This window comes from Sorangiineae bacterium MSr11954 (assembly GCA_037157815.1).
Classification (GTDB): domain Bacteria; phylum Myxococcota_A; class Polyangia; order Polyangiales; family Polyangiaceae; genus Pendulispora; species Pendulispora albinea.
Genome location: CP089984.1, coordinates 7,013,557 through 7,035,351, shown reverse-complemented (window position 1 = coordinate 7,035,351; position 21,795 = coordinate 7,013,557). Strand labels below are relative to the sequence as shown.

The window sequence follows — 21,795 nt, the reverse complement described above, 5'->3', positions numbered from 1 at the left end:
GACGCTCATCCGTCTTGGTCTTCGGGGCGCCATACGGGCAGGCGCTGGACGCCGTCGACCTTGCCGTTGCTTCCTTTCTTGTTCGAGTTGTTCGAGTTGTTCGGGCGGGAGATGAGCCCGAGCAGCTCGTCGATGCGAACGGGCTTCACCAGGTGCTCGTCGAAGCCGGCCTCGAACGCTTTGGCGCGGTCGGTGCCCTGACCGTAGCCGGTGAGCGCCACCAGGTACGTGCGCGCGTACTTCGGGTTGGCGCGGAGCCGGCGCGCGATCTCGAAGCCATCCATGCCGGGGAGGCCGACATCCACGACGGCCACGTCGGGGCCGACCGCGTCGATGAGCGCGATGCCGCTCGGACCATCCTCGGCGCTCTTGCACTCGCAACCCGCCAGCTCCAGGACCCTCGAGAGCATCTCGCGGCTGTCGGCGTTGTCCTCGATGATCACCACGCGCGGGCGCGAGCCATCCTCGCGCGAGCGGCCCGCGAAGCTCGAACGACGGGGTTTGTCGGCGGGCGCTGCGACCAGGGAAAAGGTCACGACGAACTCGCACCCTTTGCCCTCGCCCTCGCTGTGCGCCGTGACGGTGCCGCCGTGCATTTCGACCAAGGAGCGCACGACCGTGAGCCCCAGCCCCAGACCTCCGTCGGATCGATCGAGCGTGCGGCTCGATTGTACGAACAAGTCGAAGACGGTCTCCAGCATGTCGCACGGGATGCCCACCCCATCGTCGCGCACCCGAATGATGGCCTTTTGCGCCTGCGCGCCCGAGCCGGGGGCCACCTCGAAGGTCACATGACCGCCGTGCGGTGTGTACTTGGCGGCGTTGCTGAGCAGGTTCACCTGGATCTGCTGCAGCCGCGCCGGATCGCCGTCCACGTTCATGGGCCGGGGGTCGATCTTCACCTCGAAGTGCACGCCACGCGCATCCATCAAGCTGCGGACCGCGTCTGCGGCGTCTTTCGCCACCGCGGCCAGATCCACCACGCGCTTGCGGAGCGTGATCTTGTTCTGCGTCACCCGGCTCGCGTCCAGGAGATCATCGAGCAGCCGCGCCATCTGCTGCGACTGCCGATCCAGAATCTCGATCAGCTTGTCGCGCTCTCCAGCTTCGCCGTCGACGTCCTCTTGCTTCAAGAGCGAGGTGGTGATGACGATCGAGCTGAGCGGGTTGCGGAGCTCGTGCGAGAGCATGGCGAGGAATTGATCGCGCCGGCGCACCGACTCTTGAATCTTCTCCTCGGCGTGGGTCCGCTCGGTGACGTCGCGGAAGATGCCGATGACGCCGACGATGCTGCGCTGGCGATCGCGGAGGGGGAGGCGGGTCGCGAGGTTCCACATGTCGACGCCATTCGTCCCCGGGTGCTTCTCGAGCCGCTCGTGCTGCGCGGTGCCCGTGCGGAGCACGCTCTCGTCGAGCTCGGGCGGGCCCAAGGCGTCTTTGGGGCCGCTCACCTCGAACAGGGTCTTGCCGACCACCTCGCGCGGGTTCGTCCGCCCGAGCCGCTCGGCCAGCGCCTTGTTTGCGCGAATGAACCGTCCGCGGGAGTCCTTGAAGTAGATGGCGTCGGGCACGCTCGAGAGCAGGCTCTCGAGGAGGTAGCGCTCGTGGAACAGCGCGTCCTCCGCCGCTTTGAGCCCGCTCACGTCGATCAGGGTGAGCACCACCCCGTCCACCGCGCCTTTCGCGCGATAAGGGAGGATGCGAAGGAAGAAAGCATTGTCACGGTGGGCGGTGAGATCGCGCTCGACCCGCTCGCCGGTGGTCAAGACGTGCTTCAAATCCTCGATGAGGCCCGGGTGATCGATGTCGTGCGTGAACGTCTCGATCGAGCGCCCGGCGTCCTGCGGCAAGAGGTGGAACTTCTCCGCGATCTGCGGGGTGAATTTGCGGACTTTCAAATCGCGGTCGAGGAAGATGGTGCCTACGTCCGTGCTCGACAGAAGGTTATCCATGTCGTTCGTGAGCTCGGTCAGCTCCCCGATTTTGCGCTGATACTCGGCGTTGACCGTGTAGAGCTCCTCGTTGACGCTCTGGAGCTCCTCGTTGGTGCTCTGCAGCTCTTCGTTGGACGCGAGGAGCTCCTCGTTCGCGGCCTGCAGCTCCTCGTTGCTGGTCTCGAGCTCCTCGATGGCCGACTGCAGGTTCTCTTTCGTGTACGAGAGCTCCGCTTCCATGGCGGCGATCCGCGCCTCGGAAGCTCGGCCCATGTCGATCTCCTTGGGCGAATCCGCGACGCGAGGCTCGTGCGGGCCATCCATGGCCTCGAACGAAATGAGGACATTGGGGAGGCTGGCCGTGCGATTTCGAATCTGCCGCAAGGTGACCTTGAAGGGACCTTCTTTGCCGCCATCCAGCTGCACGCCTTTGAAGACGATGGGCGAGGCTTCGTGCACCGCGCGCTTCAAGCCTCCGACCAGGACCATCTTCAGCTCGGAGCCGACCAGATCGAAGATGTCGAGGCCCTGCCTGCCATCGTGGATCTTCAGAAATCGACTCGCCCCGGAGAACGAATGGAGCAGCTCCCCCCGTTCGCTGACGAGCAAGCTGGGCGGCATGAACTCGTCCAGCAGAGCGTCATAGGTACCGAGCAAATTCGAAAACGAGTTTCGCCCGAACCCCGCGAGGTGCGGGCCCGATGACAGGGGCGGGTCGGCGAGCTTCGAGGGTTTGAGGCGCGCTTCGACCGGAATCCGTACATCGCTGTATTTTTGAAAAATGCGCCAATACCGATCGACGGGTTGGAAATCGTGCACCAAGGGCCCGGGCGATTCGCTGGGGCCCAAGAAGACGACCCCGCCCCGATTCAGCCCGAAGTGAAAGAGGCTGAGCACCTTTTGCTGCACCTGCGGCTGCAAATAGATGAGGAGATTGCGGCAACTTATCAAGTCGACCCGGGTGAAGGGCGCGTCCTTGATGACGTTGTGCTGCGCGAAGACGATCATCTGCCGGACCTCGGGCACGACTTGAAAGCTCTTGCCGCGCTGCAAAAAATAGCGCTCGAGCCGGTCGGCGCGCACGTTCGCGACCGCCTCTTCGTCGTAGAGCGCGCGGGCCGCGGTCTCGAGCGAGCCGTTGTGCACGTCGGTCGCGAAGATCTTGACGGCTCGGTTTCCGAACCGATTCGAGAGCTCGTGGAGCACGATGGCGAGCGAATAGGCCTCCTCGCCGGTCGCGCAGCCGGCCACCCACACGCGCAGCGGGGTGTCGCGCGGGCCGCGCTGCAGGAGCTCGGGCAAGACGCGTTGCTCGAGCAGATCGAACGCCTCTTCGTTCCGAAAGAAGCGGGTCACGCCGATTAAGAGATCGCGGTACAGCACGTCGAGCTCGGAGCGCTCGCGCTTCAATCGCTCCACGTATTCGTCGAGGTGCTCGGCGCGCGCGAGCTGGAGCCGCCGCTCGATGCGGCGGGTGACGGTGCTCGGTTTGTAATGTTTGAAGTCGATTTGAAACTGGCTCTCGAGGAGCGCGTAGACGGCCGCGAGCCCCTCCTCCGTGCCGGCGGGTATTTGCGATACGGGCGCGAGGAGCGGGGTGTGACCCGCGGCGTGCTCGATCAAGACGCGCGGCATCTCGCTCGGCGCCAGCACCCAATGCGCGACGCCCGCGTCCCGAGCCGTCTTGGGCATTCCATCGAACTGCGCGCTCTCCACGTCCTGCACGATGACGAGCCCTCCGGCCTCGTGCACATCGCGAATGCCGCGCGATCCATCCGTGCCTCCGCCTGACAAAACGATGGCCACCGCGCGCTTGCCGCAATCTTGCGCCAGGGAGCGAAAGAAGACGTCGATGGGGAGGGTGAGCTCCTGCTGGCGATCCCGCTCGCTGAGGAGGAGCTTCCCCTCCGCGACGATCATTTCCTTCTTTGGCGGGATCAAATAGACGTGATTGGGCTCGATGGCCATGCCATCTTCGACCAAACAAATGGGCAGCTCGGTGTGCCTCGCGAGGAGCTCATCCATCAAGCTCTTGAAGTCGGGAGACAGATGCTGGACGACGACGAACGCCATCCCGGTATTGCTCGGCAGATTGTCGAAGAAACTCTCGAGCGCTTCGAGTCCGCCGGCGGAGGCACCGATGCCAACGACGATGGGAGATGAGCGATCCATGGTGAGGCTGCCATAGCAGCGCCCGTGCCGAACGATTCGTGCGGTTAGGCTTCCACGAGCAAAGGAAAATCCCGGATTTGCGTGGCAACTCGCCACGGGGCTTCAAGCATGAGGCAGATTACCTCATCAGACTGAGCCATTCTCTGACGCTTCGCATTAGCGGCTGAGCACGCTGCCTGCAGCACGGCGCGGGCGCGCGCTTAGCGTGCGAAGCGGGGGCCTGCCTTGCCGTGTGTTTTTGACGAAGGGGACGGCTTATGCGAGGGGTGTGATGAATGCGCCTTTTGCGAAGGGTGCGCTTTGCGCCCAGGGGAGGGCGCATGGCCGAAACCCGGTGGGCGAGGTGCATGGGGCGGGCGGCCGTCGTCGGGGGGCACGAGCGCCCGCGGTCCGTGACCGATGAGATCCTTGCGCCCCGCGCGCCGCAAGGCTTCACGGGCCAGCGGCCAATGCGTCGGATCCCAATAGAAGAGCACCGCCTTCATCATCTTCTTTTCGCGCAGATCGGTGGCGGTATAGACGGGTGACATCGTCAGCGGATCGATCCCGGTCCAAAACATGGTCGTGGCCACGGCCATGGGCGTCGGGATGAAGTCTTGCACCTGCCGCGGGCGCATGCCGCGCTCTTTCAAATAAATTCCGAGCTCGATGGCGTCGGCCAAGGTGGACCCCGGGTGCCCGCTGATGAAATACGGAACGAGGTATTGCTCTTTGCCCGCCTCCTCGCTGGCGCGGCAGAACGTCTCGGCGAAGCGCTCGTAGCTCACGATGGGCGGCTTCTTCATCTTGTCGAGCACCTTGTCGTCGTGGTGCTCGGGCGCGACCGAGAGCTGTCCGCCGGTGTGGTGCTGCGCGAGCTGCCGCACGAACTCGGGGCTGCGCTCGGCCAGATCGTAGCGAACGCCGCTCGCGATGAAGACCTTCTTGATTCCGCTCTCCGTGCGGACCTTCTTCATCAAGTCGATGAGCGGCTCGTGATCGGTCTTCAGGTTCTCGCAGATCCCCGGGTGCACGCACGAGAGGCGGCGGCAGGCGCTCTCCGTCTCGTCGTCCTTGCAGGTCATTTTGTACATGTTGGCGGTGGGGCCGCCGAGATCGGTGATGGTGCCGCGAAAGCCATCCATGCGGGAGAGCGCGCGCACCTCGCGCAGAACGCTATCGGCCGAGCGGCTCTGGATGATGCGCCCTTCGTGCTCGGTGATGCTGCAGAAGGTGCACCCGCCGAAGCACCCGCGCATGGTGACGATGGAGTGCTTCACCGTTTCGTACGCGGGGACCGGATCGGCGTAGCTCGGGTGCGGAAGGCGCGTGAAAGGCAGATCGTAGAGCCCATCCATCTCGTTCTCGGAGAGCGGCTCGGCGGGCGAGTTGAAATACACCGCCTGATCGCCGTGCGGCTGCAGGAGCGGCCGGCCATTGTGCGGGTTGGTCTCGTATTGGAACGCGCGCGACATGCGGGCGAAGGCCTCCTTGTCGTCGCGAACCTCCTCGTACGAGGGGAGCACCACCAGCTTGCCGTCCCTCACATACCGGCTTTTGTCCTCGAGCAGTGGCTCCCAGGCCCGGCGGTTGGAGAGCGCATAGGCCGTACCGCGCACGTCGCGCAAGTTGGCAATCGGCTCGCCCGCGTCCAGTCTTCGGGCGATCTCCCACGCGGGCCGCTCACCCATCCCGAAGACGAGAAGATCCGCCTTGGCGTCGAGCAAAATGGAGCGCCGCACCTGATTCGACCAATAGTCGTAATGGGCAATGCGCCGGAGCGACGCTTCGATGCCGCCGAGCACGATCGGCAGCCCGGGGAACGCCTGCCGGCACAAATTCGAATACACGATGGTGGCGCGATTCGGCCGCTTGTCCGCTTGCCCGCCCGGCGAATATTGGTCGACGGAGCGCACCTTCTTCTGCGCCGTCAGCTTGTTGAGCATCGAGTCGAGATTTCCGGCGCTGATCCCCACGAAGAGGCGCGGCCGGCCCATGCGGGCGATGTCCTCGGGCGAGCTCCAGCTCGGCTGCGACACGATCCCCACCCGGTAGCCGCGTCCCTCGAGGAAGCGCGCGATCAGAATCGGGCCGAACGCCGGGTGGTCGACGTACGCGTCGCCGCTGACGATGAGAATGTCGAGCTCATCCCAGCCCCGCTCCTGCATTTCCTCCCTCGTGGTCGGAAGAAACGCGCGCGTGCGCGACGAACGGGGCGAGCGCGATGGCACGCGGAGCTGGGTGAGGGACATGGGCGCGCGCAGTGTAGCGAAGGACGCCCCTCTGCGCACGGCCTCAGGCGCCCTGCGCGGGGGCGGGTGTAGACGATCGGACGGCCTGCAAGGGTCGTCGACCGTTACTGGACGGAGCGGAGCATGACGTCTGGGAGCCGCCGAAGGGAGCCGAGCCCCCGGTTCGGCGCGGATTTGGCGGAATTCCAGGGAGCTCAGGGGAGCGGGCGCCCGACGATGGGCCGCCAAGTTTCCTACAATCGCAACGACCGTCGCTGACCTTGGCGCCCGTCCATTTGGCGCGCGCAGCGCGAGACCACAACCCGTCTGGGCCCTTGGGCAAGGATGATGCGGACCGGGACACATTGTCGCGTCCGCTTTTGGAAGGGGAGCGAATATTCAGCTCGGCGCCCGGCGCTGTGCGGTGCGGGGCAACCCCGCGCCGCGCTTCTGCCGATGAATGGGCGGTTACGTCGATGGCGTGTACTCGCCGGACGCCTCCTCGAGATAGCGTTTCCACTTCTCGTGCAAGCGCCGCTCGTTCGACTCGCGGCTTCCGAGGTCGGGATCATCGGAAGGCATGTACCTGACGAAGGCGGCGATGCGCGGCGGGTACCCGAAATCCGTGTAAACCTCCTCGACCGTTTGGAGCGGATCCGCATAGTCCGCCCTATGCTCGAATATCCACGTCCTCCAGGGATGAATCGCTGGTGAGAGACAAAGCCTCGAGGTTCTAAGATATACTCGAAGATTCCCGCACGGCCGTCCGGATGATGCCGATGTTCATGTGTCGCAGCTCCCGCGATGGCTAAGAACGACGTACCTGCCGCGCAAACGGTGAGCATGGAGGACTGCTATCGCAAGTAATCATTGATATGTTCATGTGAACCTCCCCCGTTCCAGCCATCAAACAGTACGATGGACGTGCAAGCTACGTCGCGCTCGCAGTCGAACAATAGAATGACGTGGCGCCTTCAAAAGCCATAAAGTAAAGATGCTCGTAAACCGTGAATAAGTTGACCTGCACCCTGGTTCCGCGGATTTTCAATCGCCCGGTGCCTGTGTCGAGTCTACGCCGCGAGCATGGCGCGGGTACATTGTATACATCACGTGCATGGCGCTGCTCTACATTGGCGTGACTTGTTTAGGCGCGATAGGTGTTTCACTCGGGGATGAAGCTCAGTACCGGTCTTGGGCTTTCTTGGTGATCGGACCTCTTCTCGCGCTCTCTTATGGAGTTGCATTCTTCTTGCCGAAGAGGCCGGGGTCTGGACCTATCATTCAATATTGATCGTGATTGGTATGACGAGCCACTGTCGTCTTCCGGCGGCGGTTCCTCTTTTGATCCATTGGTTGAAGCCGGAGATGAAGCGATTCTTTCGGCGCGCGCGAAATGGCCAAAACTGCAATGCGAAACCACCCGGTGCGGCGCGGCGGCTCGGGCGAATCGACGGTGACGGAAGGGGTAACTTCGACCCTCGCGCAACCACGTTGCAACGAGAAGCGCCCACGTACCCACCAGCCCACCAGCCTTTAATCTGCAGCTCGTCGCTCGCCTCGATGATGCCGCGGGACGCGCCCGGTCAACGGCGAGCGACGCGTCGCGATATCGGTTGGAGCACAGGCCACTCCCCCGGCCAGCCCGGCAGAAACACCGCGACCGCCAAGCCCACGATCGCGAAACCGCATGTCGCACGATAGGCGCGCGACAATCCGCGCAGGCTCTCCGTGCAGGCGGCGTCCATGGTCGCGGTGGTGGCGCGCATCGCGTCGCAGAGACCGAGGACACCCGTGTCGCCCGCCGCCGCGTGGACGTGCGCCCACGGGATTGGATGGGAGAGACGGGTCGATGCCACGGTCGCGAGCAGCGGGACGGCCATGGCTTGCACGACGTAGCGCGTGCACGTGATGAGCGCGGTCGCGCGCGGGGCCGCCTCGGGCGCGACGACGGACATCGCCGATGCGAACGTGCTCTGCGCGGTGAGCCCGATGGCGACGCCGCGTACGGCCGATAGCGCGACCAACCAGCGCGTGGACGTGGCCGCGTCCAGCTGCGACATTTGCCAACTATTGAAGACGAGAAGCGCGTACCCGAGGGCCACCACGAAACGAGGGCCGACTCGGTCGTATAGCTTTCCTGCAAGCGGCATGGCCAGGCCCGCGCCGAGCGCGATCGGCAAAAGAATAGCACCCGATGCGACCCCCGATAATCCGCGGAGCATCTGCAAATAGATTGGATACAAAAATTCCGCACCGAATAGGGCAACGACGCTGATGTGGCCGAGCGAGCTCGAGCTCGCGAACGTGCCCGATCGATAGAGCCGTAAGTCCAAGAGTGGGGCCTTCGTGTTCCAGAGCTCGTGCGGAACGAACACTGCAACGCACGCGGCGCCGATCGCGAAAAAAAGCACCGTCGCTGGATCGCCCCACCCGAGTGACCCTGCGAGCGACGACCCGTAGAGGAGCGCCCCGCAACCCACCGTGCATGTGAGGGCTCCAAGAGCGTCGAACGCCGGTCTCCTTTTCGCGCGCGCGTCCACGAGGTGACGCGAGGAAAGATAAACCCCGAGCGCGCCGACGGGGATGTTGATCAAAAATGCCCACCGCCACTGCCCAGCATCGACGAACCAACCTCCGACGAGCGGCCCGGTCGCCGGCGCGACGATCAGCACGAGACCGAATACGCCGAACGCCACCCCGCGCTCGCTCGGGGGGAACGCCCGCAACAGTTGGGCGCTGGCCAGCGGCGACGCCAGCCCGCCTCCGATGCCCTGAAAGGCGCGGCCGGCGAGGAGCACGCCGAGCCCGGGCGCCAACCCTGCGAGCACCGAGCCAATCACGAAAGCACCGAGCCCGGCGACGAGCGTGGTCCTGACTCCCCAAACGTCCGCGAGAAAGCCAGAGAGCGGCGTGCTCACCCCCATGGCTAGAACGTAGATACTGATAATCCATTGAAGGCCGCCGAGGTCGAGCCCGAACTGCTCGCGAAATGCCGGCAGGGCCACATTGACGACCGTCATATCGAGGTAAATGAGAAACGACCCCGGAATCAACGAAAAGAGAACCTTCCACCTGTTTGTGAATTCGCCGCCAGCCATGGCGCCGTTGGCGTTCGATGATATCGTCATGTGTCGCAACCTCGGCAAATTATGCAATTTGAACAGCCGCGGCGCGTGTGGCCAAGCATATCGCGACAATTCGATTTGGCATTTTACGCCACGGTGAATGAGTCTGATGTTCGTTGTCATCGACCCATGTCATAGTCATTTGCGCGCCTCACGAGCTTGCGCCGACTGTCCGCATGTGGTAGCCATTCATATGAATACGGGGTGCGATGGTGCGCTCCCCACTTCGCGCGAAACGCGAACGCGAAAGGTGGCATGCAGACGTGCGTGCACGAGAAACAATCACCCGCGCCCGGAAGTGTGCGGCAAATTTCGATGTGTTATCGACCACATCCAATCATGTTTCTGGAACCCTCTTCGTTCTTACTCGATGAATTAAATTTACCTAGCCTTCGAGCCCTCTCGACGTGCCATGTGCGCTCGAACCTGGCTCCTCTCTCGAGGAGGCCCCGCTCACGATGGCCCAGCGCGGCCCAGCGGCCCAGCGGCCCAGCACAATTGCCACCAGATCAAACCTCGAATTTTTAATACCATTCAAAAGAGACACCCCGTGTCATTTTCGTTCACGCTCGAAAAAATTCGGCCTTCGGGCACCCTCGACGCGGTCATATTCGATGAAAGCACCTGTTTCGATCTTTCGCTGAGGGCTCAACGCCAATTGCGCAGCGCGTTCGTCGCAGAGACGTTCGCGTTCCATCTCGAGAGGTGCACCGCATATCGCGCATTTGCGGAGCGGCGCGGCGGACCCGACATACTCGAGCGAGTGTACCTCGATATCGATGCAGTGCCGGTCTACCCGACTGCCGCATTCAAGCGCTGGCGGAATTTTGCTGTCGAGGATGGCGCCGTCGAGAAGTGGTGTCTCAGCAGCGGTACGCGCGGCACTCGGAGCGAGGTGCCGCGCGACCGTGTCACGCTCGAGAGGCTGCTGGGATCCGTCAAAGCAGCCATGCCGCTCGTTCACGATTGGTACGAGCACGAAGCTACGGTGATCAACCTGGGGCCCAGCCGCGCCGAGGCGGGCGATATTTGGTTTGGATACGTCATGAGCCTGATCGAGCTCCTCTATCCAACGACCTGCATGGTCCGTGAAGCGACGCTCCTGGTCGACGAGGCCATCGAACGACTTCGTTCGTCGGTGGAGCGAGGGCAGGACGTCATCCTCGTCGGCCCGCCCTTCCTGCTGCTCGAGCTCGCCGACGCGGTGACCTCGAAGAACGTTCGCATCGACTCGAAAGATCGATTGACGACTATTACCGCGGGGGGTTGGAAGCGCTTCTCCGGGACCGCCATCGACCGCGCGCAGCTCGAAGAACGCCTCGCCACCGCGTTCGGCATGTCCGACCGAACGCGTATGCGGGATGCCTTCAATCAAGTGGAGCTCAACGCCGTATTGATGGAGTGCCGCGCCGGGTGGAAGCATGTTCCTCCCTGGGTGCACGCAACCACCCGCGACCCGCATCGATTGCACGTTCAACCGCGAGGCGAGATGGGCCTGATGTCGTATTTGGACGCGTCCGCGACGAGCTATCCATGTTTCATCGTCTCCGACGATGTAGGTGTGACGCGCGAGGGCATGTGCGAGTGCGGTCGAGAGGGCGTCACCGTGAGGATCGTCCGCCGTACCCGTACGTCCGCGCAACGGGGCTGTGCTCTATCGATCGACCGCACCTTGCAGGAGGTTTCTCATGCACGGTGACGCGGTTTCCCTCGTGCTCACTGAGCATACCGTCCGCAGCGCGCGCGGGAGAAATATCGCCGTCTGGGCGCTGGAGTCGACCTCCCAACCGACTCCCCCTCGCCCCATCGTGCTCGCTCCGGGGTTCGCGCGGAGGATGGACCATTTGGGGCCGCTCGCCGTGTATCTCGCGCACAATGGCTTCACCGTCTACCGCTACGACTCGCTCGACCACGTCGGCCTGAGCGATGGAACCATGTTGGATTTCTCGATGTCGGCAGGTCTCGAGAGCATGGACGCCGTGGTCGACTGGGTGCGCGCGCGACACGCGGTGCCGGAGGTGGGCGTCATCGCCATGAGCCTGATGGCGCGTGTGGCTTATCAATTGGCGTCGCGTCACCCCGGTATTGCGTTTTTGTTGCTCGCGGTCGGCGTCGTCAATGTACGAAGAACATTGCACGCGGTCTGGAATCACGATATCGCAGGTACGCCCGTCGAGGCACTTCCGACGTATGTCGAGTTCGAGGGCCATTACATACGCAGTCGAGGATTCTGGACCGACGCGCAGGAGAAGGATTGGTGGTCGGTCGAAGGAACCGTCCGCGCGCTCCAGGCCGTCGACCGGCCGCTGGCCTGCTTCGCCAGCCCCGAGGACGAGTGGGTCGACGCGTCGGAGCTCGAGAGGGTCTTCTCCTCCGCCCGCGCGGGTTCGCGCCGGCTGATCCACCTCGAACGAAGCAGCCACGATCTCGGGCGCAACGCGGCCGTCGCCCGGGTATTCTTCCAGCGGACCACGGCGACCGCTCTCGAGCTGTCCGGGCTCGCCGCCGGCTCGATCCGCGAGCCCGCCTTCGAGCAGATCGTCGAGCAGGCTCTCGTGGAGCGACGGCTCGAACGAACGACCGCAATTCGGCACGTCCCTGCGGACTCGTTCGACTCCCTGAAGATGGTTCGCCGCACACACCACACCTCGACGACCTGACCGGACGCGCGTGCTCAGACGCCATGAATCACGCTGACGATATGAGCCCCGAAACTCGCATTGCCCTCGATGAGCTCTCGCGCGAGCTCGACCTGGAACCACGGCTCACGCCGTTCGGCGCGTTACGCTATCGAGGTCTTCACGACGCGAAGGGCGGGGGCCTCGCGCTCCACATCGACGATCTCTCGGCGCTGCCCCTCTTGGATGGCATCACGGGGATCGAGTTCTATCAGCATCGCGCCCGCGTTCGGTCCGGCGACGGTGACCTCTTCGTAACCGTCACCGATGCCTGCGAAGGATACGAGGAGTATTGTCGAACGAAGCTGCGTCTGGGGAGGCCCGAGCTCGTCGTCGTGGAAGCACCGGCCAATCCGATCCATGTTGCACGCGCGGCGACCGCGAGCCGCGCGTGGTCGCGTATCGTCGAACGGGCGCGGCGAGCGAGCCATGTCGTCGTTCACCCCTACATGGCTCACGAGGCGGTGTGGGAGCTCGCGGGCCGCTTGCGCGACGCTGCCTCGCGCCCCACGACCGTGCTCGGCCCGCCGCCGCCGATCACGTGGCTCGCGAACGATAAACGACTCTTTTCGGAGATCGTCTCGCGTACCCTCGGTGCGGAGGCGCTCGCAGAGACACGCGTCGCGCGATCGGCGTCTGCCCTGGCCGCCGCGCTGGTCGAATTGGCGAAGCGACACCCGCGGGTCGGCCTCAAACGAAGCCGCAGCGTCTCCGGAATGGGAAACGAGGTGTTCGACGGGGCGGAGCTCCTCCTCGCTTCGCACCTCGAGGTCCTGGAGCGGGTCGAAGCATTCCTTCGACGCACGGGGGAACACGAGGACGAACCCGTACTGGCCGTGGCATGGGAGACCAGCAGCGTCTCCCCGTCGAGCCAACTCTGGATCCCCCCGCTCGGCAGCGGAGCCCCTCGATTGGATGGTATCTTCGAACAAATTCTCGATGATGGCGTCTTCATCGGAAGCCGCCCATCGACTCTGCCTCACTGTGTCCATCGAATGATCCGCGATGCCGCCATCTCCGTGGCCCGATCGCTCCAGTACCTAGGTTACGTCGGCCGCTGTTCGTTCGATCACGTCGTCGTAGGGGATCTCGAGACTTCGCCTCGCGTCCTCTTCGTCGACTGCAATGGTCGATGGGGCGGCACGTCGACCCCCATGAACCTCGTCGACCGGCTCTTCGCCCATGCACCGCGCCGCGCTACCTATCGCGCGCAAGACTTCACCGCCACCCGACTCACCGGGGTCCCGTTCACGGAGATCCTCGAGGCCATCGGCGGTCAGCTGTTCGACCCTGTCACGCGGAGCGGCCGCTATGTCTTCTACAACGTCGAGCCGCTCGCCCGCTGGGGCAAAATGGACGTCATCGCTTTCGGACGCGACCGCGCGGCGTCCGACGCCGCGCTCCTCGAAGATCTGCCGAAGCTATTGAAAATTTAGACGCCCCCACCTTCATTGCGTAGCTCGAATCGAAATTAACTGGCCAAGCCCGACCGCGCGATTATATATCACTAAATAGGCAACGTCGCGATACGCCATCAAAATACCGTTCCCGATCTCGACTCGCGTCGCGGGGACGAGCGGAGATTTTATGTCCAACACCCATGCGTTCGATGACGCAATCGCATATGCGAGGCGGCAAGCAGAGTCGATGGATCTCGAGCAAATCGAGAAAGCTCACGTTTACATCAAACCTCTCGACTACTACGTATTGGGCAGCGTCTATCCGCCGCTCAAGGCGATGCAACCGATAGCGCCCGACGAGATGTATGCCGGCGCGTCCGACGATCTCAGCCTGTACGTACACATCCCATTCTGCGATCAATATTGCAGCTTCTGCCACTTCGCGAAGGTGATCAACCCTTCCGAGGATCGGGTCGAGCGCTACCTGCGCGCGATGTACCTCGAGCTCGAGATGCTCTCGCAGCGCCTCGGCGGCGCGAGGCGCGTCCGAACCATTTATTTCGGCGGAGGGACCGCATCCTACCTGACGGCCGCTCAAGTTCGAGAGCTCTTCGCACGGATACACCGCCATTTCGACGTGGCGCCCGACGCGGAGATAACGTACGAGCTCCACCCGAACCTGGTCCGCCGCCCGGACTGCGACGAGCGCCTCGAGAGCATGCTCGCCAACGGCGTGAACCGGTGGGTCTTCGGCGTTCAATCGATGGACAATCGGGAGCTCGCGAAATTGAACCGGGGACACACGGACCAAGACGTCCTCGATCTCCTGGCGGCCTTGAGAGAGCGCGGGCAGGAGAACGTCTCGCTCGACCTGATCTTCGGGATCCCGTATCAAACGCTCGAATCGTGGCACCAGACGCTCACGAAGCTGGTGGCCGCGGGCACGCCGAAGTTCAACATTTTCCCGCTCATGTTCAAGTCGGGCGACCCCATCACCTACCACTATCTCAAGGAGCCAGAGATCTTCCCCGATGCGTCGGATCGTATCCTGATGCACTTCATTTGCGATCACGTGCTCCTCGACGAGGCGGGATACCGGTATGGTCCAGTATTTTACTATTCGAAGAAGAACGGAATAGCCTCCCAGCAGCAGGCAGGAAAGTTCGAAAACATCGACAACCTGAACCTGCTCGGCATCGGCGTGAGCGCTTTTGGCTACCTCGGCGGGACTCACTATTACAATGTATGTGAGATCGAGGATTACGTGAGAAAATGCGAGGCGAGAGAGTCGCCGGTCTGGGTCGGCTGGGCTCTGTCCGAGGAAGACAAGATCCGGCGCAACGCCATCATGTCGATTCGGGCCAGCGGCATCTCCCGCCCGGTGATGAAAGAGCGGTTCGGCATCGATCCATTCGAGTACTTCGCCGACGACATCGCCATCCTGAAAGAGCTCGCGCTCGTCGAGGAGCAGGGCGACGCGCTCGTGCTCACGCGGCTCGGCGCGCTCCACGCCGACGGTGTCGGGACGCGCTTCGTGGGGAAGAACGTGCTCGAGCTCTTCGAGCAAAAGAACGCCGAGCTTCTGCTCGAAGGGAGCCACGCGCGCAAAGACCTCATGGAGAGATACGATTATAGCCCTCTCCGGCGCAGGGTCCTCGACTTCACCAAAGACCTTCGGGAGAAGGCGCAGAGCCGCAAACACTTGCCCGTCGCGCCGCCCCTCGTCACCAGCAAGGTCTGAAGATGTTCAGTCACATCACCATCGGCACCAACGATCTCGCGCGCGCAGAAGCTTTTTACTCGCATGTCTTGTCGCCGCTTGGAGCCGTGCTCGTGCATCGGGACGAGCGTTACGTGGGGTATTGTACGGGTGGGCTGACCCCCGACGGGCGGCCGCGACGGCCGATGTTCTGGGTATGCCTCCCGTACGATGGACGTGCGGCGACGGTTGGAAATGGCACCCACGTCGCGTTCCTCACGGAGGCTCGCGCGCTCGTCGACGCGGTATATTCGATTGCGCTGGAGAGCGGCGCCCGGGACGAGGGCCGGCCCGGCCTCCGGCCGCAGTACCACGAGCATTATTACGGTGCGTATTTTCGCGATATGGACGGCAACAAGATCCAGATCTGTTGCCACGCCGAGGACGCGCCCCGCCGCACCTCGCCCGGCGAGCGTACGAGATGAGCCACATCGGACTTTGGTTCTACCGCAACGAAGGCGGCGACGAAATATTGGCCGAGCTCGAAGCACGATTGGCGGCCTTCGGGCACGCCGTCACCAGTGATTTCGACATGCGCCAGTGTCGCGTCGTCGACGGTGAGGTCCTCACGGCGGACGGGCGCAATCTCTCTCGGTTGGACATGCTCTATCACATGAACGCCGATCAACAGAGCGACCATCAAAGGGAGGTGCTCGGCGCGCTCGAAGCCTCTGGCGTGCACGTGATCAACGGCTTCGATGCTTTCAATCGGGCACAGGACAAGTTCGTCGCCAACTGCACCCTCCGCCGTGCAGGGCTGTCGGTGCCGCGGTCCGCGCTGGTGCCCGCCGCCGTGTCCCGTCGCGCCTTGGACGAGCTGTTCGCGCTGTGGGGCTCGGTCGTCGTAAAGAGACGGCGCGGACACGGTGGACATGGCGTTCAAAAGTTCGACGCGGCGGAGCCGCTGGCCGACTTCATCGGGAGCGTCGCCGACGTCTATTCCAATTTCTATCTGGAAGAATTCATACCGTTTCACGAACACGATACGCGGGTCGACCTGCTCGACGGAGTCGTCGTCGGAGGCTACAGCCGCAGAAAGAATCATCGCTTCAAGACCAACGTCCACGCGGGCGCGGAGATGATCCCGCTGCCCCCGACCGAAGAGGCCATCGCCCTCGCGAAGCGCGCCGCCCGCGCGCTCGGCATCGACTGCACGATCGTCGATATGGTCGTTCACGCCGAGACGGGGAGGCTCTACGTCATCGAGGTGAACCCTTTTTTGGGCGTCTTCACGGGTGTCGGCTTGAAGAAGGGGGTCAACACCATCCAAACCATGGACGACATTCATCCTGTATTTGCGTACGACGACCGCAAGCTGGAAATGCTCACGAATTTCATTCACCTCCGCGCCGCCGGGCCGGTCACGGCTCCGCGCGGCAATAGAAACTGGGATCGACCCTCATGCGAAAAGTTCTAATCAACATCGAGGCGACGCCTTCGTGTCCGGCTTCTTGTGCGATGTGCCCGCGCTCCCTCATCGGGACGGAGGGGAATATGAGCCTCGCGACCATGGAAAAGGTGGTCTCGATGTTGGATCCCTCTTTCGTTTGGGAGGTGGACATGGCCGGGCGGGGAGAACCCACGATTCATCCGCAGTTCGTCGAATTGTGCGAAATCATGGCCCGTCCCAAGATTACTACGGGCATCGTGACCACGGGCGTGACCATGACCCCGGCGAACATCCTCGCGTTCGAAAAACATCTGGACATCATTCGCGTGTCCGTGAGCTCGATCGTCCGCGAGACGTTCGACAAGATTCACATCGGGCTCAAGCACGCTCAAATTTGGAAAAACATCGCGGCGCTCGCGGAGGTCGCGGCGCACAAGACCGTCATTCATCTGACCGGCGGGCCGACCATTTACGAGCATTTACCGCAAACGGTGGAGCACCTTCGCAAGCTCGGGTTTCGTCGATTCAAGTTGCTGACCTTGTGGAACCGGGGAGGGTACTTCGAGACCAACCAATCGAGGGAGCGCCGGCAAGAGCTCCTCACGGAGCTCGCCTTGGATGCTTCGGAGGACGAAGTGTGGTCGGAGTACGGGCGCGCCCGATTTCTCGGCGAGATCGCCTACAACAAGCTCAAGAACCCGCGCTATTGTCCGATCGGCGCGAGCAGCGTCACCATCAGTTACAAAGGTGACATCGGCGGCTGCTTTCAAGATTTCGGGCTCACGTCCGTCGTAGGGCACGTCGATACGCACGACATCAAAACACATATCCAGAATCGCGCGAAAGAGCTCGGCAACATGCCGATATGCCAAGGATGCGACGCCCACAAGGTCACGCTGTTTCAATTGTCGAAACCGAACCCCCCCGAGCGCTCCCGGCTCCCCATGATTGACGAGTGACTCCATCGCTGCTCTCGACCCGACGCCCGACACCACTGGAACATCCGATGCTGAGTGACCTTCGCGAAACCACGCTCGATCCGAGCAGCTCGAACACAGGCGATCCCTGGGAAGAGGCCGCGGACCTCGTACGGAGGCTGCCGCTGTACCGGGGACTCTACGGAGCTCGCGCCCCGGAGTTTCGATTCGAGGACGCACATTCTTTTCCGATCCTCGAGCGGGCCTCGCTGATCGGGCAGTTCCCCGGCGGCTGGATGACGGAGCGATTGTCGACCGCCAGCCAGCGAGGGGAGGTGGAATATGCAACGTCCTCGGGGACCACCGGCGAGCGCGTGCAAATCGTGAGGCCGAGCAACTGGTGGGTCGGTGAGCACCAGCGCGCCTGTCGCGCCGTACCGCGCCTGCGCGGCTTCCGTGTGGGCGTGGATCGAAGCGCGGTGCTCACGACCATGGATTGCTCGGCCGCCGTGTGCTTCGCGGAAAATCCACGATTCGCGGATCGGGTCATCGGGACCACGCTGTACCTGAACAGCGCTCACGATCCGAATCATTGGACACGCGATGACGTCACGCGCATTTTGATCGAGCTCTCCGAGTTCCAGCCCAAAATGCTGGTCGCGGATCCCACGTTCCTCGCGCTGCTGCTGCAGAAGGCGGCGCTGCTGGGCATTTCGACGCCCATATTCCAGCCGGAGATTTTGAAGCTCTCGTACGAGATGATTACGGGTTACGTGAAGCGCTACATCGGGCAGTTCATTCACACCCCGGTCACCGAGCTCCACGGCACCACCGAGCTCGGCTGGCTCTATCACCGAGAGTCGGACGAGCCGTTCACGCGCATCTCGGAGCGATCGGCGATCGAGCTGGTGCCATTTTGCAAGCGGCGCAATACCTACGAAATTCTCGCGTCGTCCGTGAAGAACGCGTTCATGCCGTTCGTCCGATTTCGTCTGGGCGACGTGGTCAAGCTCGAAGACGGGGGCCAAGAGGTGCGCTACTTTTGCGGGCGCGTTCGCGAAGCGGTCGCGAACGACGCGGGCGACCCCGTAACCCCCGGTGAATTGGATGAAGCGCTCGCGGCGCTGTCCAATGACATTCTCCTCTACCAAGTGACCATGACCCGCGACCGTCGATTGACGTTTCATTACGTGGGCAGCGATCACGGGCCGCTCTCGCCTCTCCAGGAGAAGGACCTACGCTGCGCGCTCACCGGGTTATTCGGCAATGTGCGCATCGAGCTCGCACGGTCGCGTCAAATAAGCCCCGGCCGGTCCGGGAAGTTCTCCCTCCTGAGGTGCGAATAAATGTCTACGTCACCATGGAGAGCCGACTTTCCAGCGCTCGCGCAGGCCACCGGCACCTGCGCGTACCTCGACAGCGCCGCCATGACGCTCCGTCCAAACTGCGTGATCGACGCGGTAGCAAACACCTATCGCAGCTTCCCCGCCAGCGTTCACCGTGGTCAATACGCGTGGGCCGAGTCGACGACGGCGGCGTTCGAGCACGCGCGTGAGCGAACGGCGCGGCGCCTGAACGCGCTCAAACAGGAGATCGTCTTCACCAAAAACTGCACGGAGGCCATCAATATCGTCGCGCACGGTCTATCCCTCTCTCGGGACGACGAAGTTCTGGTCCCCGTATTCGAGCATCATTCCAACTACCTTCCGTGGCGCAGGGTGGCGCGCGTTCGCGAGATCGGCATGACTCGGGATGGCAGGGTGGACCTCGATCGAATGGAGGACGCGATCTCGCGCAAGACCGCCGTGATCGCGCTGACCTACGCTTCGAATGTCACCGGCGTCATTCAGCCCATCGAGCAAGTCGTAGCGCTAGCAAAAAAGCATGGCCTCATCACCGTCGTCGACGGTGCACAAGCTGCGTCGCACCTGCGCATCGACGTGGAGGCGCTCGGATGCGACTTCATGGCGCTCTCGAGCCACAAGATGTTCGGCCCCGCTGGCGTGGGCGTCCTGTGGGGGCGAGAGGACTCCTCGAAGCGACTCGCTGTCTATTCGACGGGCGGCGGGATGGTCGATCGTGTCGGCCAGGAGATCTCGTATCTCCCGGACGGGCGGCGGTTCGAGGCCGGCACCGCCAACATCGAAGGCGTCATCGGGTTCGCAGCAGCTCTGGACTACGCGGAGCGCGCGGAGGAGGGGCAAATGAACGCTCATGTCGCGCGGTTGGCCGCGCGATGCCGGAGCGGCCTGGAACGGCTCTCGGACGTGATCGAACTCCCATTCCACTACGACGCGCCATCCATTCCCATTCTGTCGTTCAAGGCGAGGAACCCCGATATGAGCGCCGCGCGGCTGGCGTCCATCCTCTCGGACACCTATGGCGTCTTCGTTCGAGACGGCGTACATTGTTGTCAACCGCTTTTCACGTACACGAAAGTGCGTGACGCGCTGCGTGTGTCTTTGCAATGTTACAACGACGAGGACGACGTCGATCGGCTCCTCGATGCACTCGAAAACATGCGCCCGCTCCTCGCAGGAGCGTGATGGTCGGACCTACGTGGAGAAGAAATTGAAAATCATTTTATTGTCGGGTCTGGGGCCGATTTGGCCGGCGGCGTCGTTCTGGGATAGCGACATCCTCGGTGGTACCTTCTTCGACCGCAAGCAGACGACGGCGGCGGTGCACGATGGCCTCGGCCGGGTGGTGACGACGAGCGATTTCCGCTACCGCGAAGGGTCTTCGGACCAGCCGCTGCTCCGCCCTCGCTTTCAGAGCGAGCCGCATCTGACCTCGCAAACCTTGGCATCGATCCTCGATGGCGCGGGCCGGGAGCACGAGCTCTTTCGCCTCGAGGACGTCTGGTCCGAAGCGCGCGAGCCGGAGACCACGGCGCCCGACGTCGTCGCCCTGTCGACCACGTTCATTTGCAATTGGCGCGCCATGAACATGGCCGTCGCGTGGGTCGAACGGCGATTTCCGATGGCGAAGCTCGTCGTGGGCGGCCAATACAGCAACCTCAAATACATGCGCTTGATGCGCGATCTGCCGCGGATCGATTACATCGTTCGGGGGGATGGCGAGCTGGCGTTTCCCATGCTGCTCGACGCGCTCGAGGGGAAGGCAGCCCTCGGCCAAGTGCCGAACCTCGTCATGTCCGAGCCCGGGCGCCTGATGCGACCCATTCACGTCAACGAGTTCGCATACATCGACGTGGAGAAGCACCCATCGCCCCGTTTTTCCGGTAGCCGGACGATCGTCCCTTACGAATCGATGCGCGGCTGCCCCTTCACCTGCAAGTTCTGCTCGTTCCCCGCCGCGTCGCCGAAGTGGCGATACAAATCGGCGGACAAGATCTGCTCGGATTGGGCCGCATACGCGCGGGAGAACGGGGCATCCCTGATCAAGTCGCTCGATTCGACGTTCACGATCCCGCCGGCGCGCTTTCGCGAGCTGCTGGAGAAGCTGCCCGCCGTCGGCGTCGCATGGGACGCGTATACGCGCGCGAACGTCATCAAAGATCGCGAGGTGGTCTCGGCGTTGGGTGAGGCCCATTGCGCGTCGCTGTCCATCGGCTTCGAGTCGATGAGCGACGCATCCCTCGACCGAATGCACAAGCAGGTGAGCGCGGCGCAGAATCGAAGGGCGAACGCCCTCCTCGCCGAGGGCGACACCGTCGACTACCGGGGCTCGTTCATGATCGGCTATCCCGGGGAGACGCCGGAGGAATACGAAGAGACACACCGGTTCCTCGTGGACGAGTTCGCGCGGCACTTCATGTTGAATCCCTTCAATCTCATCGACGAGACCATGCCGGTGTGGAACGATGCGGCCCGGTTCGGGCTGGTCGTGGAGAACATCGATGATCCCGACTCGGCGTGGAAGCATCACGGAATGGACATCGCGACGGCGCGTGACCTCCACCGGCGCACCTTGCGGGAAGTTCGATGGAAGAACGATCGGGCCGTGGCCGTGCTATGGCAAATGCCGTTTCAGTCCACACTGAATCCTCACGTCGGTCTGCTGGAAAATTACCGAATCCAAAAGTCGCTCGAGCGCCTCGCGTTTGCTCCGAAAGACTTCGCAGGATCGCCTTCGCAGGTGCGTTCGAGGAGCCTCCGCGCGGTGGAGGAGCTCGATCGGCTGGGTGTGTTCCTCGCTCCGGAGTCGCGCGCCGTCGAAGCGCGCGTCGCGTAAAGCTGGTCGGGTC

At 63.1% G+C, this 21,795-nt stretch carries 14 protein-coding genes; 10 read left to right on the top strand and 4 right to left on the bottom strand.

The window, feature by feature from the left end:
- Positions 1-5: 5 nt before the first annotated feature.
- The 4 genes from LZC94_27250 to LZC94_27235 all read right to left on the bottom strand — a co-directional run bounded on the left by LZC94_27250 (position 6) and on the right by LZC94_27235 (position 9,369).
- A complete protein-coding gene (locus LZC94_27250) occupies positions 6-4,106 on the bottom strand; it encodes a PAS domain-containing protein (GenBank protein ID WXB11546.1) in 4,101 nt (1,366 codons plus the stop codon).
- Between the two features lie 200 nt (positions 4,107-4,306).
- Positions 4,307-6,337, bottom strand: coding sequence for a YgiQ family radical SAM protein (locus LZC94_27245; GenBank protein WXB11545.1), 2,031 nt, complete (start codon positions 6,335-6,337; stop codon positions 4,307-4,309).
- Between the two features lie 447 nt (positions 6,338-6,784).
- A complete protein-coding gene (locus LZC94_27240) occupies positions 6,785-7,000 on the bottom strand; it encodes a DUF2247 family protein (protein ID WXB20255.1) in 216 nt (71 codons plus the stop codon).
- A gap of 899 nt (positions 7,001-7,899) precedes the next feature.
- A complete protein-coding gene (locus LZC94_27235; protein ID WXB11544.1) occupies positions 7,900-9,369 on the bottom strand; it encodes a DHA2 family efflux MFS transporter permease subunit in 1,470 nt (489 codons plus the stop codon).
- 484 nt (positions 9,370-9,853) lie between these two features.
- Here LZC94_27235 and LZC94_27230 point away from each other — a divergent pair, with 484 nt between their 5' ends.
- The 10 genes from LZC94_27230 to LZC94_27185 all read left to right on the top strand — a co-directional run bounded on the left by LZC94_27230 (position 9,854) and on the right by LZC94_27185 (position 21,782).
- Positions 9,854-11,140 carry a hypothetical protein gene (locus tag LZC94_27230; GenBank protein WXB11543.1) on the top strand — a complete coding sequence of 429 codons (1,287 nt, stop codon included), beginning with the start codon at positions 9,854-9,856 and terminating at the stop codon, positions 11,138-11,140.
- A 13-nt stretch (positions 11,141-11,153) separates the two neighbouring features.
- Positions 11,154-12,101: a hypothetical protein gene (locus tag LZC94_27225; GenBank protein ID WXB11542.1), complete on the top strand. Its 948-nt coding sequence runs from the start codon at positions 11,154-11,156 to the stop codon at positions 12,099-12,101.
- 41 nt (positions 12,102-12,142) lie between these two features.
- Positions 12,143-13,555 (top strand): hypothetical protein, encoded by a 1,413-nt coding sequence (locus LZC94_27220; protein ID WXB11541.1) that lies wholly within the window; start codon positions 12,143-12,145, stop codon positions 13,553-13,555.
- A gap of 211 nt (positions 13,556-13,766) precedes the next feature.
- Positions 13,767-15,260 (top strand): coproporphyrinogen III oxidase family protein, encoded by a 1,494-nt coding sequence (locus LZC94_27215; GenBank protein ID WXB11540.1) that lies wholly within the window; start codon positions 13,767-13,769, stop codon positions 15,258-15,260.
- A gap of 2 nt (positions 15,261-15,262) precedes the next feature.
- A complete protein-coding gene (locus tag LZC94_27210; GenBank protein WXB11539.1) occupies positions 15,263-15,703 on the top strand; it encodes a VOC family protein in 441 nt (146 codons plus the stop codon).
- Entirely contained in the window at positions 15,700-16,695 is a 996-nt protein-coding gene (locus LZC94_27205) for an ATP-grasp domain-containing protein (GenBank protein ID WXB11538.1), read from the top strand. The genes LZC94_27210 and LZC94_27205 overlap by 4 nt, the downstream gene beginning before the upstream one ends.
- Positions 16,680-17,627 carry a radical SAM protein gene (locus LZC94_27200; GenBank protein ID WXB11537.1) on the top strand — a complete coding sequence of 316 codons (948 nt, stop codon included), beginning with the start codon at positions 16,680-16,682 and terminating at the stop codon, positions 17,625-17,627. Before LZC94_27205 ends, LZC94_27200 begins: the two co-directional genes overlap by 16 nt.
- Before the next feature lie 47 nt (positions 17,628-17,674).
- Complete coding sequence (locus LZC94_27195; GenBank protein ID WXB11536.1) at positions 17,675-18,931, top strand: hypothetical protein; 1,257 nt, start codon at positions 17,675-17,677, stop codon at positions 18,929-18,931.
- Positions 18,932-20,131 (top strand): aminotransferase class V-fold PLP-dependent enzyme, encoded by a 1,200-nt coding sequence (locus LZC94_27190; protein ID WXB11535.1) that lies wholly within the window; start codon positions 18,932-18,934, stop codon positions 20,129-20,131.
- Between the two features lie 25 nt (positions 20,132-20,156).
- Complete coding sequence (locus tag LZC94_27185; GenBank protein ID WXB11534.1) at positions 20,157-21,782, top strand: B12-binding domain-containing radical SAM protein; 1,626 nt, start codon at positions 20,157-20,159, stop codon at positions 21,780-21,782.
- Positions 21,783-21,795: the final 13 nt, after the last annotated feature.

Coding starts and splice junctions, on each gene's coding strand:
- LZC94_27190 (WXB11535.1), top strand. CDS start 18,932: ATGTCTACGTCACCATGGAGAGCCGACTTTCCAGCGCTCGCGCAGGCC.
- LZC94_27210 (WXB11539.1), top strand. CDS start 15,263: ATGTTCAGTCACATCACCATCGGCACCAACGATCTCGCGCGCGCAGAA.
- LZC94_27220 (WXB11541.1), top strand. CDS start 12,143: ATGAGCCCCGAAACTCGCATTGCCCTCGATGAGCTCTCGCGCGAGCTC.
- LZC94_27230 (WXB11543.1), top strand. CDS start 9,854: ATGTGCGCTCGAACCTGGCTCCTCTCTCGAGGAGGCCCCGCTCACGAT.
- LZC94_27245 (WXB11545.1), bottom strand. CDS start 6,337: ATGTCCCTCACCCAGCTCCGCGTGCCATCGCGCTCGCCCCGTTCGTCG.
- LZC94_27215 (WXB11540.1), top strand. CDS start 13,767: ATGGATCTCGAGCAAATCGAGAAAGCTCACGTTTACATCAAACCTCTC.
- LZC94_27205 (WXB11538.1), top strand. CDS start 15,700: ATGAGCCACATCGGACTTTGGTTCTACCGCAACGAAGGCGGCGACGAA.
- LZC94_27250 (WXB11546.1), bottom strand. CDS start 4,106: ATGGATCGCTCATCTCCCATCGTCGTTGGCATCGGTGCCTCCGCCGGC.
- LZC94_27200 (WXB11537.1), top strand. CDS start 16,680: ATGCGAAAAGTTCTAATCAACATCGAGGCGACGCCTTCGTGTCCGGCT.
- LZC94_27195 (WXB11536.1), top strand. CDS start 17,675: ATGCTGAGTGACCTTCGCGAAACCACGCTCGATCCGAGCAGCTCGAAC.